11 protein-coding genes, 1 tRNA gene and 1 pseudogene are annotated in these 13,389 nt (G+C 66.2%); 6 read left to right on the top strand and 7 right to left on the bottom strand.

Annotation, left to right across the window (positions count from 1 at the left end; translation table 11 throughout):
• Window positions 1-9: 9 nt before the first annotated feature.
• The 3 genes and pseudogenes from QM720_RS00840 to QM720_RS00850 all read left to right on the top strand — a co-directional run.
• Window positions 10-2,106, top strand: coding sequence for an RICIN domain-containing protein (locus QM720_RS00840; RefSeq protein ID WP_415124166.1), 2,097 nt, complete (start codon window positions 10-12; stop codon window positions 2,104-2,106).
• A gap of 256 nt (window positions 2,107-2,362) precedes the next feature.
• Entirely contained in the window at window positions 2,363-3,205 is an 843-nt protein-coding gene (locus QM720_RS00845; RefSeq protein WP_415124168.1) for a hypothetical protein, read from the top strand.
• Window positions 3,206-3,472: 267 nt separating this feature from the next.
• Window positions 3,473-3,613 (top strand): annotated as a pseudogene (locus tag QM720_RS00850) (transposase); the annotation flags it as partial.
• A gap of 14 nt (window positions 3,614-3,627) precedes the next feature.
• Here the strand turns inward: QM720_RS00850 and QM720_RS00855 are convergent.
• The 3 genes from QM720_RS00855 to QM720_RS00865 form a co-directional block, all read right to left on the bottom strand.
• The gene (locus QM720_RS00855) at window positions 3,628-3,924 is read right to left on the bottom strand and encodes a type II toxin-antitoxin system RelE/ParE family toxin (protein ID WP_415124170.1); all 297 of its coding nucleotides are present in this window, start codon (window positions 3,922-3,924) and stop codon (window positions 3,628-3,630) included.
• Entirely contained in the window at window positions 3,921-4,154 is a 234-nt protein-coding gene (locus QM720_RS00860; RefSeq protein ID WP_415124172.1) for a type II toxin-antitoxin system ParD family antitoxin, read from the bottom strand. Before QM720_RS00860 ends, QM720_RS00855 begins: the two co-directional genes overlap by 4 nt.
• Before the next feature lie 278 nt (window positions 4,155-4,432).
• Window positions 4,433-5,158: an NYN domain-containing protein gene (locus QM720_RS00865; RefSeq protein WP_415124174.1), complete on the bottom strand. Its 726-nt coding sequence runs from the start codon at window positions 5,156-5,158 to the stop codon at window positions 4,433-4,435.
• 145 nt (window positions 5,159-5,303) lie between these two features.
• Here QM720_RS00865 and QM720_RS00870 point away from each other — a divergent pair, with 145 nt between their 5' ends.
• A complete protein-coding gene (locus QM720_RS00870) occupies window positions 5,304-6,134 on the top strand; it encodes a nuclease-related domain-containing protein (protein WP_415124176.1) in 831 nt (276 codons plus the stop codon).
• 44 nt (window positions 6,135-6,178) lie between these two features.
• A complete protein-coding gene (locus QM720_RS00875; protein WP_415124178.1) occupies window positions 6,179-6,550 on the top strand; it encodes a helix-turn-helix transcriptional regulator in 372 nt (123 codons plus the stop codon).
• Between the two features lie 66 nt (window positions 6,551-6,616).
• Here the strand turns inward: QM720_RS00875 and QM720_RS00880 are convergent, their stop codons facing one another.
• From QM720_RS00880 to QM720_RS00890, 3 genes are all read right to left on the bottom strand, one after another.
• Window positions 6,617-7,165: a hypothetical protein gene (locus QM720_RS00880; RefSeq protein ID WP_415124180.1), complete on the bottom strand. Its 549-nt coding sequence runs from the start codon at window positions 7,163-7,165 to the stop codon at window positions 6,617-6,619.
• 214 nt (window positions 7,166-7,379) lie between these two features.
• Window positions 7,380-8,378, bottom strand: coding sequence for an HNH endonuclease (locus QM720_RS00885; protein WP_415124182.1), 999 nt, complete (start codon window positions 8,376-8,378; stop codon window positions 7,380-7,382).
• A 333-nt stretch (window positions 8,379-8,711) separates the two neighbouring features.
• Window positions 8,712-8,783 (bottom strand) — tRNA-Arg (locus QM720_RS00890).
• Between the two features lie 110 nt (window positions 8,784-8,893).
• Between QM720_RS00890 and QM720_RS00895 the strand changes: the two genes are divergently transcribed.
• Window positions 8,894-9,283: a DUF2510 domain-containing protein gene (locus QM720_RS00895; RefSeq protein WP_415124184.1), complete on the top strand. Its 390-nt coding sequence runs from the start codon at window positions 8,894-8,896 to the stop codon at window positions 9,281-9,283.
• A 10-nt stretch (window positions 9,284-9,293) separates the two neighbouring features.
• Here the strand turns inward: QM720_RS00895 and QM720_RS00900 are convergent, their stop codons facing one another.
• Entirely contained in the window at window positions 9,294-12,809 is a 3,516-nt protein-coding gene (locus tag QM720_RS00900; protein WP_415127757.1) for an error-prone DNA polymerase, read from the bottom strand.
• Between the last annotated feature and the right edge of the window lie 580 nt (window positions 12,810-13,389).

The raw sequence follows: 13,389 nt of genomic DNA on the forward strand, positions 1-13,389 counted from the left end.
GAAGAACAGATGAATGGCACCCGCACGACGCTGCGGCACCGAGCCGTCATTGCCGCGCTCGCCGCAGCCGCGCTGATCGCGGCGGGCATCACGGCATCTGCGCCCGCCTGGGCCGTCACGACCGGAAACGGGGCACTCGTCTACTCCCCCGCTGCCGGAACCTCGTTCAACCCCGAAGGCGGAGTTCCCGCCGGCACCACCTATCCCAAGATCGTGGTGCTGAAGAACCAGTCGTCGGGGAACGGTACGCAACTCGTCACCTTTGACCAGCTCGTGCTGGTCGGCGGCGTGCAGGTCTATCCGATCTACCGCAGCACCAACGATGGGGCGAGCTGGACCAAGGTCGCCGACGTGAACCCCAGCGCGACCTTCCCCACCATGACTCGCACGGCCCAGCCGTTCTTGTTCGAGGTCACGCAGACCACGGGCACGCTGACGGCAGGCACCATCCTGCTGGCCGGCATGATCATGCCGGCCGATCGCTCCAGCAGCAGCCTGGTGCTCTATAAGAGCACCGACCGGGGGACTAGTTGGTCGTACGTCAGCACCATCGACAGCGGGGCCCCCGCGACTTACGACCCGACGCCGTCGTCGACGACCACAACCGTGTGGGAACCGTCGCTGGCGATCGACGGCAGCGGCGGTCTCGTCGCCTACTTCTCGGACGAGCGCCAGAAGGCGTCGGGCGTTCTGCAGGCGGTCTCGTACCGGCGATCCACTGACGGCGGCGCGACCTGGGGGTCGCTCGTCAACGTTTCGGCGCCGAACAACTCCAGCGATCGGCCCGGCATGATCACCGTCACGAAGCTGCCGGACGGACGTTACCTGGGCACCTGGGAGGTCGTGAACCGGCCGAGCCAGGCGCAGAACACCGCCCCGGTCTACTTCAAGATCTCGAACGACGGGCTCAACTGGGGAACGACCACCAGCATCGGCACGAAGGTCGCGCTGGCGAACGGCCGCGGCATCGGGTCGTCGCCCTTCGTGAAATGGGTTCCGGGCGGCGGCCCGAAGGGCATGGTGATCGTCACGTCGAAGTGGTCGCTCACCTCGGGCGGCGTCATCGACGGCGGCCAGAACTTCTACGTCAACTACAACCTCGGCGAAGGACCGTGGGAGCGGTTGCCGATGGCGGTCACCTACGACGCGACCGACACTCAGGGCGGCAACTTCAGCGGATTCGCCCAGGGGCTCGACGTGAGCGTCGACGGCCGCACGCTCTACCAAGCGGCGAACGTCGAAAACCTCACGACCACGTACAACGACGTCCGGGTGGGATCGATCCCGCTCGACGCCCAGCAGTACGAGGCCGAACTCGCGACCCGCAACGGCAACCCTTCCCTCGTGACGCACGTGCAGGCCTCGAACGGCTCAAAGGTCGGCAACATCAATGTCGACGGCGACTACGTGCAGTTCGCGGTCAACGTGCCCGCTGCCGGCACCTACACGATGAACGTGCGGTACGACAACGGCACGGGCGCGAACTCGAGCCACTCGGTGAGCGTCAACGGCGGGTCGGCGACGACACTCACCTACCCGGCGACATACGACTGGAGTCGGTTCCGCTGGGTGCAGATGAACGTCACTCTGAACGCGGGTGCGAACACCATCCGGTTCTCGCGCAACACCTCGTACGCAGAATTGGATGTCATCCACCTGTACCGGTCTACCGCGACGGATCCCCAATTCCGTATCGTCAATCGCAACAGCAGCAAGCTGCTCGAAATCCTGAGCGCCCTGACTACCGATGGCGCTGCGACGGGCCAGTGGGGATCTACGGGGAATGCCACGCAGCGTTGGAACGTGCGAACCGTGAGCGGTTCGACGGTTCAGTTGCTGAACGTGAACAGCGGCAAGCTGCTGGAGATACCCTACGCTCAGACCGCGGATGGAGTCGACGCCGCCCAGTGGGGTCCGACCGGCAGCACGACCCAGAACTGGATTGCCACGACCAGCGGCGGCTGGTGGACGTTACAGAACGCCAACAGTCTTAAGCTCCTCGAAGTCACGGGCGCATCGACCGCGGATGGAGCAATCGCCCAGCAGTACACGTCCAATGGGTGCACTTGCCAGCAATGGCGTCTCGTCAAGGAGGGCATTCAGTAGGTCCGGCACCCCCGCGTCGCCCCGGCCTGGCGGCTCGGCGCAATGTCCGCCCTACCCGCGATACTGAGGGCATGGACGCATGGCGTCCATCGCGCGAAGTCGAGAGGGGAAAGTTGCAAGCGTTTCTGGCTGAACACACGTGGGACATCGTGATCGGCGTGGGAGGGTTGGCGTTGAGCGCTGTCGCTTCGTTCCTTCTGAACCTCGTCCGACGAGGCGGAGGGCAGGACTGGTGACACCGCCAACATGGTTCGCGGTGGTGTTCGCTCTCGCTCTCGTCGTCCCAGGGGCGATCGTGGGATCAGCGTTCGCCGACATGGTTGCACTTCCCGTTGCCGGGCATCGGCGCTCGCTCAATGACGCGCTGGCGATCGCACGTGAGGCAACCCCGTGGCGGATACGGCTTCCGTCTCGCCCGCAACGCACGAGCAACGACCCAGACACCGAGAAGGTGATGATCGCGCTCCTGGTGATTGCCGTGGTCGTCGCGGTCGCCAGGTACTCGCAATACGTAGGCGAGATTGCATACGCGCTTGTGCTGTTCTCCGCCATCGTCTTCGCAGGCACACTCTTGTCGTTCATCGTCTTCTGGGCCAAGAAGTGCGTTGACGGAGGATCGATTGCGTGGCGCATCCTGCTCAGTCTGGTGCTCTGGACTACGGGACTGTTCAACGCGTACTGGCTCCAGAACGCCCCCCTCCATGGCGACGCAGTAGGGCACTTTCGCGGACTTGTCGACCGCCACGGCCCCATCGGCGCGTTCTTCAAGGCGCCTCCTGGCGAGTTTCAGCAGGTCGCGAACCAGATGATCGGAGCATTTCTGTGCGTCCTGATGCTTGTCGTCTTCATCGCGCTGTGCTTGGCGAGCATCTCCGGCGTATACATCGCGTCCTATGGTCGCCCACGATGGTTCTGGCTCGCTCTCTTCTGGACAAACGCGTGGGCCGTCCGCCTCTGGGTGTGGATCGTCGCCGTCGCGATCGGAGTCCTCGCCCTCGTGTGCACGAGCGGGATGGCATTCGACGGCGGCGAAGCTTTCGCCCACTGGTTCAAGACTCTCATCCCGACGTCGACGCCCACACCGACGCCGTCAATGTAGTTGGTGATGGGTCGCCCCGGAAGTTCGGCATCTACGCCCGAACGGCCGTAGCTCGACTTGCCCCTTGCCCGCTCCTCGGTGCCGCTGCGGCGGCATGGGATACTCCCCAGACGGTGCGGCTCTACGATGGGGCTGACGCTGCTGGAGGTGGCCCTGCGGCTGGGCGTGAACCAGGGAAGCGCATGAAGGGTGCCGTGGCTGCCGACTACGCGGCCCTCACCCGAGAACCGCTCCCCGCACGAATCGGCAGAGAACCCGGGACGGTTCACGCTGACCCAGTGGCATGACGCGTTCCTGGCCTACTGGACCACGAACCGATCATCCAACGGCGGCACCGAAGCCATCAACGGACTCATCGAACTCACCCGCCGAATCGCCGGCGGCCTCGACCCCACCACCCCCACCTGAAATACGCAGAGCCACTATAGGTGTCGCGTTGGATCCATCCGTCGGTGAAGGATGCGGATGATATCGACGCCGTCGTCGCTCTCGACAAAGAAGATCAGGTGGCTTCCGATCGCGTACCGACGATATCCCTTGCGAATCTCATCGACTGCGCGGCCGCGATCTGGCTGATCCGCGATCCGCTCGATCGCGCTCCGCATCTTTAGCACATAGGTCTCGGCTTGATCCGCATCCCACCGCTCCAAGGTGTAGTCCCAGATCGAAGAGAGATCGCGCTGAGCTGCCGGAGTAAGCCGGTACAACCCCACGTTCACCGCCTCTTGGAGGCGATGAAAGCGTCGAAGTCGAACTGCTCCGGAGCACCGCTCTCTTCACCGCTGACCAGTGCCGCTCGCAGCGCGGTCATCTGCGTCTCCTGGTCTTCCAGTAGCCGAAGACCTGCGCGCACGACCTCGCTCGCGGACCGATAGCGTCCGGTGGACACCGCGCGAGCAAGAAAGTCGGTGAAGTGATCATCGAGACTGATCGACGTGTTGGCAGCCATGACTGATGGTACCAAGAATTGGTACTCGGCCCGGCGGCTGCGCGCGAACGGCAACCCCCTGCGGCAGAGCCCAAGACGTCTCACCGCAACACAAGAGGTCGGGGTCGACCCAATGAACGCCGATGGTTTTCATCGGATGCCGAAGGCTTCGGCCCCGGGCCACGCACGCGCCGTTGGATCGACTGGCCACGCGTCATCGCCTGGTCAAGCGTCGGCGCGCTGGCGGTCTTGATCGTCGGCGGCACCTACTTCGCCGCCTACGTGCTGTAGCGCGGGAACTACTTCGCCCTATTACGAATCTGCAGGCCGCCGCCCGGTCGTGGTTCGACAGCAAACAAGCCGATCGCCTTCACGAGGTCGGAGAGTTTCGCGTAGCCCCAGTTGCGGGAGTCGAAGTCGGGCTGCTGCTTGCGCATGAGAGAGCCGACCGCAGAAAGCTTCGCCCAGCCGTCCTCACCGGATGCCGTGGTGATGCAAGCGCGAAGACCAGCGACGAGCTTGGTGTCCTTCCGGAGCTCCGGCGTCGGCTTGCGCGAGGGCGCCGTCGCGGCGGGCTCCGCCTGAGGCTCCTCCAGCACATCGAGGTAGGTGAAGGTGCCACAGGCATTGCGGAAGGCAACCGGAGTCTTTCGCTCTCCGAACCCGTGCACCGTGACACCCTCTTCCCGGATGCGGGTCGCGAGGCGCGTGAAGTCGCTGTCGGAAGAGACGACGCAGAACCCGCTGAAGCGACGCGTGTAGAGCAGATCCATCGCGTCGATGATCAACGCGCTGTCCGTGGCGTTCTTGCCGACGGTGTTGGCAAATTGCTGCACAGGCTGGATGACGTGCTCGCTCGCCGCCTGCTTCCAGGTGCTCAGCTGCGTGTTCGTCCAGTCACCGTAGATGCGCTTGACGGATGCCGTGCCGAAGCGAGCGACTTCCGAGAGCACGGCATCGATCTTGGAGGCTGAGACGTTGTCGGCGTCGATGAGCACGGCGAGCAGATCAGCGGGTTGGGCCATGGCTCAAGCATGGCTTGATACCGGCACACCGTCCGATGTCACGTGCGCAAGACTCTCCCGGCGGGAAGCCCGATGGGGCGACGTCGCGCAATCGCTCGCCGACCCACGTGCGCGGGCAGAACGCAGCCCCCCTAGAATCAACCCGATGCCATCTGAAATCCCCCCTCAGTTGCCGCTCGACTCCCCCGCTTTGACCTTGTCGACGTTCGGGACTGTCGCTGCGGCATCCGTCATGACCGAATGCTTGCGCGTCCAAGCTGGCGTACCGCGGCGCGGCCCACTCGCGCGCACCTTCGGACGATCACCGCTGTCCGAGGAATCGCTGCCCTGGTACCTCGGTGCTCTCGGTGAACTCGACGTCGCTAAGCGTCTTGACTCGCTCGGCGAAAGCTGGACCGTCCTGCATTCGGTACCGATCGGAACGCGTGGCAGCGATATCGACCACGTCGTCGTCAGCGAGGCAGGCGTGTTCACGATCAACACGAAGTTCCACGAGGGCGCACGCGTGTGGGTGGGCAGTCGCAGGCTGCTCGTCAATGGACAGGCGAAGGACCATCTGCGCAACGCTCGCTACGAGGCGACCAGAACGCGGAAACTCCTGTCGGCCGCCGTGGGAACGGAGGTTCCCGCGACCGGAGTCATCGCCATCGTCGGCGCCAAGCAGATCACCATCCGAGAGCAGCCCACGGACGTCGCCGTCTTGGATGCAGCGCGGCTCACCCATTGGCTGAAGAAGCAGAGGCCTCGGATCGATCGGGCGCAGACGGCCGCGCTGTCAGCGCTCGTCCGCGATGCCGCGACGTGGACGGACGAGCCGCAGCACGAGTCCGATGTCTCCGGCTTCGCAGAACTGCATCGCGAAGTCGTAGGCGCGAAACAGGTTCGGATGCTGTGGGGCGCTGCGCTGTTGATTGCGATCCTCGGCGTCGCCGCGTCTGCTTTGATCGAGTTCTACGGTCATGCGTTCGGCAGCTGAGCCCAAGATCCGACAGATGTACGCATTGACGTACTTTTCTCCCCGTGTCACACTTCTCGTACAGGCAGAAGGGTGTCTGGTTTCTCGTACCTACTCTGCGCGACGAAGGGATCGACCTGTTGCTGCTCAGCGGCCCACGCGACTGGGCGAACATCGTCCGGGATCGCCGCTCTGACCTTGGACTCACGCAGGACGAACTCGCCCAGCGCATCGGGCGCGCCCGTCAGTGGGTCGTGCGTTTTGAGTCGGGTCACGCCGGGAGCGCGAGCCTCGACAACGTGATCGCCCTGCTGAACGCGCTCGACCTGTACGCCACGGTCGATGTCTCCGAAGACGATCCGGATCCTTTGTTCATGGACGTCGGTGACGCGCGGGACGATCCGAAGCCCGGTCGCGAGGCTGATCGTCGCCAGTAGCCACATCGCCGCCTATCTGCTGTAGCCGGAACCGGTTGGTTCGAGTAACCACCTTCCGAGCGTTGATCACTTACCGCCTGGTGCCGGCGAACCGTCGGCGCTCAAGCCGCCGACGGCCAGCAGACTCTTGAGCCGCGCCCGGTAGGCGACCACGCTTTCGTAGGTGAGCTCGACAACATCGCCGAGCGCGAAAGCCTGGCTGCCAGCCTTCTCGAGCCTCGTGTAGTTCTTCTCGTCGATGGTGCTCTGTCCGTGAACGATGACATTGCGCACAACTCCGACCTCGACGGCGCCGGCGAGCCCACCCGTGACACTGGACCAGTTCCCGCCCGTAGTGCGCAGGAGCCTTCCGCCCCAGTCTTCGATCCCCGCGACGGACCTAGAGTCGAGGCACAGACGATCGACCACGGCCGACTCCGCCAGCGCGTATGAGAGCACAAGCGTCGCGGCCATCAGTGTCCCCTCGTCTTCCAGAGCACTGACGTGATCGACGAGTCGGATGGGGTACTTGGTTTCGCCGACCGCTGCCTTGAGCTTCAAGGTTGATCGATTGGTGAAATCAAGCTGGTCCCAGAAAGCGCGTTCTCGAGCGACCGCGACGCGCGTGCTGATCATTGAGCGTGTCAGTGCTCCCCAACGATCCCAAATACCCGACACGTGCTTCCTCTCAACTGCGACCCCACGGACGCTTCTGACGGTAGCGGGTGCGCGAGGCACATCCCCATCTCGCGTCCAGGCCTGCGGGCCGTGTCCCGGCCGCCCGAAACCGCTGACTGCAGCCGGCCCAAGCTGAACAGGCACGGGTGATCCGCGAACAGGGTGTGCCCGCTCAGGCCACGACCTTCGCGCCCTTGGTTCGGTTGCATCGCCAGCACAGCGTCTGCAAGTTCTCCGGCACGCTAAGCCCGCCTCTGGAGACCGGCATGATGTGGTCTACCTCCAGCAGCAGATGCGGCTCGGCATCGAGCGAAACTCCACATTGCAGACAGGTGTAGTTGTCGCGGTGCTTGATGTGCTTGCGGAGACGGGCCGTCATGAGCGCTCGCTGACCCGCAGCGGACTTCGTCCATCGGATCTTCTCAACGAGGATTTCCGACAGTGCTTCGAGGGTTGGCGTGTTGAGATCGATACGTGAACTCTGCCCCGTGTTTCCACCCGCGGAGGTGTACTGAAAGATGTAGCGCGGGTAGGGCACGTCGATGGGAGACAGGTGGACTCCCACCTGACTCCAGAACTCGGCGGCGTAGTGCTGCATGATGAACTTCGGCGGGTTGATCATCTGCGCGATATCAGTCTCGCGCTCAGCGACATTGCCGACAGCTTGCTCGAGCCGAGCGATGTCATCCGCGACCCGCTGTACATCGGCGAGCGTAGCCGGGTCTGCTTTGATGCCGAAGTACTTCATGAGGTATTTAATGGGTTCCTGGCTCGCGTTGCGAATCACTTGCAGAGAGGCATTGTGAATGTGGGGTGCGTACTCCGCGACGTTTCGGTCTCGCCGGTTGTTCCAGGCTGAAGTGTTCTCAAACGTCGCCAAATGAGCATGCTGCCCAGTGGACGAGGCACCGAGTTCGAAGGAGCCTCGCGACCGGATTTCAGCGACGTAGTTGACGACGTCGTTGTGCTCGGCGACGACCGACGCGACCTGCGACTTCAGCGCACTGAACTGCTCGGATCCGAAGTATCGATTCTTCCGGATCGTGCGGACGATCGGATTGGCGGCAAGCACAAGAAGAGCCGCGATAATGATGACCCAACCGTTCTGCGTGGCGCCGCCGAGGATGATTGGGAGCGCAATGAGCAGGGTTATGAAGAGTGGCTTCGGCATCGGAGTCCTTCAGAGGCGGCAACATGAGAGCTTTCTCATTTTTGCAGAAGATAGCACACCATTGTCTCGCGGTGCGCATCCAGTTGGTGGTCGGCCAGTCGAGGGCGATGCGGACACGGCTCACAGGTATCGGTGACGGGTGACTGGAGAAGCCCTCACGACCCGGTCGCAACTCATACGCTTGAGCCCCGTGGGGTCGAGCCGCCCAGGAGTTGCCGACAACTGGATCGATGCTGTTGACGCTATCGCTCCGGGTTGGCAGCCTCGCACGCAAACGCATCTACGTGAGATCTGACCTCGGAATAAATTCCTGGTCAGATATACAAAAAACTGTGCCCCTGGAGGGATTCGAACCCCCGACCCGCTGCTTAGGACGCAGTGGCTCTTCCACTGAGCTACAGAGGCAGGCACGTCGAGTCTATTCGCCGCGAAGCCATGACATCGCTCCAACTGCCAGCCTCCCCTAGGCTCTTCTCGCCGCATCCGGGTCTCGGGCGGCACTCGGAAGGGGCACGATGACAGACACGCAAGCGGGTTGGTACGACGACGGTTCAGGGACGATGAGGTGGTGGGACGGCCAGAAATGGACCGACTCCGTGCAACCGGCGCCGCCGCGAGAACCCGGCGTCGCCGGGATGATCAGCCGCGCCCAGGCGGATGCCGTCTCGGGTGCGCAGCCCCGCCCCGCTCCCACGGGCATGAGCTATGTCGTCCTGCAGGTCGTCCTCAAGGAGAAGTTCTTCGGCACGGGGTCGGGAAACCTGACCGAACTGGAGCGGGCGATCAACGCGCAGGCCGCGCTCGGATACCGCCTGCACACGATCTCCACCGCTTCCTCGGGCAGCACCGGATTCGGCGGAGGCGACCGCATCCAGGCGACGATGGTCTTCGAAAAGCTCCCCTGAGGCAACGACGTCACTGGAAGTCGCGGGAGTGGTGGCGCACCGTCACCCGCAGGTCGTCGAACGCGTCAGCGACGAGGTTGACGATGCCCTCGGGCGAGCGCTCCAGCATCCCGCGCGCAACCAACGCCGGCGCGTTGCGCAGCACCCGGCGGTGCCTGTCCCACACGCCCCGCGAGCACACGATGTTCATGAGCCCGTGCTCGTCTTCGAGGTTGAGGAAGGTGATCCCGGATGCCGTCGACGGCCGCTGCCGGTGCGTCACCAGCCCCGCCACCTCCACCCGTCGCCCCACCTCGTGCGTGCGCAGTTCCCGCGAGGTGAGCACGCCCCGCGCATCGAGCTGGGCGCGATAGTGCGCCAGCGGATGGTCATCGGTCGAGATGCCGGTCGCCCACAGATCCGCCGCCAGGATGTCGTAGCTCGTCGGATCGGGAAACAGCGGCGGCTGCACCGACACCAGGGATCCGGCGAGGAACTCGGCGCGATCGAGGGCGGCATCCCCCGCGAGCCAGATCCCCTTGCGCCGGTCGATGCCCATGCTCTCGAACGCCCCCGCCGACGCCAGCGCCTCGACCTGCGTCACCGTCGCCCCGGTGCGCCGCACCAGGTCGCGGAGATCCGCGAACGGACCGTCCTGCTCACGCGTGGCGACGATCTGCTCGGCGAGCGCCTCGCCGACTCCGATGACGACGGCAAGCCCCAGCCGAACCGCGAAGGCGCCGTCGCGGCGATGCGCGGCGGAGGTGTCGGGCGCGGTGGGGTCGAACGGGGCGACCGGGGGCTGGCGGCGGTCGAGGCAGGAGTCCATCCCTTCACCGGCATCCCTCCCCTCACCGGCATCCACCCCTTCACCGAAAACAGGAGATTCACCGAAAACAGGACGATCCGGGGCTGAAACGTCCTGTTTTCGCCGAATGTCCTGTTTTCGTGCGCGCGGCGCGCGCGGTGCACCCGGCGCGCCCGGTGCGCGCGGCGCAACGCCCGGGTGGACGCCGGAGGCGTGGAGGTCGGGGCGCAGCACGGTCACGCCGTGGCGGCGGGCATCGGCGACGAGGGTCGACGGCGAGTAGAACCCCATCGGCTGCGACCGCAGCAGCGCCGCGAGAAACGCCGCCGGGTAGTGCAGCTTCAGCCACGACGACACGTACACGAGCTGCGCGAACGACAGCGCATGGCTCTCGGCGAAGCCGAAGTTCGCGAACGCCTGGATCTTCGCATAGATGTCGTCGGCCGCCTCTCCCACCAGCCCATGCGCCGCCATTCCCGCGTACAGCTTCGCCTTGACGGACTCGATCCGCTCGATGCCGCGCTTCGAGCCCATGGCGCGGCGCAGCACATCGGCATCCTCCCCCGACAGATTCCCCACAGCCATGCCCATCTGCATCAGCTGCTCCTGGAACACCGGGATCCCGAGCGTCCGCTTCAGCACGGGCTCGAGCTTCTCGTGGGCGTAGGTGACCTTCTCCAGCCCGAGCTTGCGCCGCACGTACGGGTGCACCGCTCCCCCCTGGATCGGCCCCGGCCGGATCAGCGCGATCTCGATCGCCAGCTCGTAGAACTCCCGCGGTTGCAGCCGCGGCAGCAGCCCCATCTGCGCGCGCGACTCGACCTGGAACACCCCGATCGAATCGGCCCGGCAGAGCATGTCGTAGACCCCCGCCTCCTCTCTCGGGATCGTGTCCAGCCGCCAGCGCTCCCCCGTCGCCCCCTCGATCGCGTCGAAGCAGTGCTGAATGGCGGCGAGCATGCCGAGCCCGAGCAGGTCGAACTTCACGAGCCCCATCCAGGCCGCATCGTCCTTGTCCCACTGGATGACGGTGCGGTCCTTCATGCGCGCGTGCTCGATCGGCACGACCTCACCCACCGGACGCTCGGTGAGCACCATCCCGCCGGAATGGATGCCGAGATGCCGCGGCGCCTTCATCAGCTCGCCCGCATACTCCAGGACGCGGCCCGGGATGTCATGCGCCCCGGGCACGATCTCGCCGCGCTCCACCTGCTTCGACCAGGCATCTTGCTGCCCCGGCGAATGTCCGAGCGCCTTCGCCATGTCGCGCACGGCGTTGCGCGGCCGGTACTGGATGACATTCGCCACCTGCGCCGCCCGCTCGCGCCCGTACTGCGTGTACACCCACTGGATGATCTCCTCGCGCCGCCCCGAATCGAAGTCGACGTCGATGTCGGGCTCCTCGTCGCGCAGCGCCGACAGGAAGCGCTCGAACGGCAGGTTGTAGGCGATCGCGTCGACCGCCGTGATCCCCAGCAGATAGCAGACGGCGCTGCTGGCCGCCGACCCCCTCCCCTGGCACAGGATGCCGAGGTCACGAGCCCGGGCGACGATCCCGTGCACGATGAGGAAGTAGCCCGGAAAGTCCTTCTGCTCGATGATCGACAGCTCGCGCTCGATGCGCGCCCGCCCGGCATCGTCGAGGTCGGGATACTTCCCCGGCACCGCCGCCCACACCAGCTCCCGCAGGTGCGACATCTGCGTGTGCCCCTCGGGCAACGGCAGCTTCGGCAGCGCGGGCTTGGCCCGCCGCAACGGAAACGCCAGCTCGTCGGCGAGCGTCACGGTGCGCGCGATCGCGCCCGGATAGCGGCGGAACCGCCGCGTCATCTCCGCCCCCGAGCGCAGATGCGCGCTCGCGTGCGCGGGCAGCCACCCGTCGAGTTCGTCGAGCCCCCGGTTCGCCCGCACCGCAGCGATCGCCGCGGCCAGGCGCGCCTTGTCGGGCACGGTGTAGTGCACGTTGTTCGTCGCCAGCACCGGCAGCGAACGCTCGGCGGCGAGCGCGGCGAGGATGTCGTTGTCGCGCGTGTCGGTGGGGCTGCCGTGGTCGATCAGCTCGACGTTGACGGCATCGCGCCCGAACAGCGCGACCAGGCGGTCGAGCGCGGCCGCCGCGGCGCTCGAGCCCCCGGTGGCGAGAGCCCGGCGGACGGCGCCCTTGCGGCATCCGGTGAGAACCGCCCAGTTTCCCCCTGCCCGCTCTGCGAGGTCGTCGAGGTCGTACCACGGGCGCCCCTTCTCGCCCCCGGCGAGCTGAGCGTGCGTGAGGGCGGCGGCAAGGGCGTGATAGCCCTCCTCCTGCCGGGCGAGCACGAGCAGATGCGACCCGGCGGGGTCGACGACGCCCGCCTGCGCGGCCGGCAGGTGCAGCGACAGCTCGGCCCCGAAGACGGTCTTCACCTGCAGGTTCTCGGCCGCCTCGGCGAAGCGCACGATGCCGTAGAACCCGTCGTGGTCGGTGAGCGCCAGGGCGTGCAGCCCCAGCCGCTCGGCCTCTTCGGCGAGCGCCGCCGGCGACGACGCCCCGTCGAGAAACGAGAACGACGAGTGCGCGTGCAGCTCGGCGTACGGCACGGCATCGGCCGGCCGCACGATGGATGCCGGAACATACGCTCCGCGCTTGCGCGACAGCGGCGCCTCGGGCGCGGCGGGGTCGGGCTTGGAGCCCGGCCGGGATGGCGCCCCCAGCAGCCGCGCCATCTCCGACCACGGCACGGACGGATTGTTGAAGCCCATCAGTCGTACACCCCCTCCACCCGCCAGAGGCCCATCCTCGCACACGAGCAGCCACGCCGACCCGCCGTCGTCCACGACCTGGAAGCGGTGCGCACGGCGCGCCCGCGCGTCATCCCACCCGCGCTCGACGACGGGCCACGGCCCCGCCCACTCCCGGATCGCCCGCCGCCGGCCTCGCACCTCGAGCGAGGCCGGCTCCCCGGTCGGCTCGCCTCGCGCGTCGACGGCGACGAGGTCGCCGTCGACGTCGAGCACGTCCACCGGCATCCCCTCGGCGAACACCGTGGCCGGCAGCGGACCGGGCAGGCTCCCCGGCCACGGCGCCGCGGCCGATCCCCCGGCTCCCCGTTGATCCCCCCAGGGCACGAGCAGTTGCCGCTCGGCGAGCCAGCGGCCGCCGCCGACCTGCGGCGTGAGCACGCCGCGGTGGCCGAGCATCGCCTGCACGCGCGAGAGGGCGCGATGCACGCGCTCCTCCGGCGCCGCACCGAACAGGCGCGCGGTGTGGTGGGCGGCGGCATCCACCCCCTCGGGCTCCATCCGCACGCGCACGACCCGGCTGCGCAGACCCCCCTGCTCG

It is taken from the genome of Microbacterium sp. (assembly GCF_047602155.1).
In the GTDB taxonomy this organism is placed as follows: Bacteria; Actinomycetota; Actinomycetes; order Actinomycetales; family Microbacteriaceae; genus Microbacterium.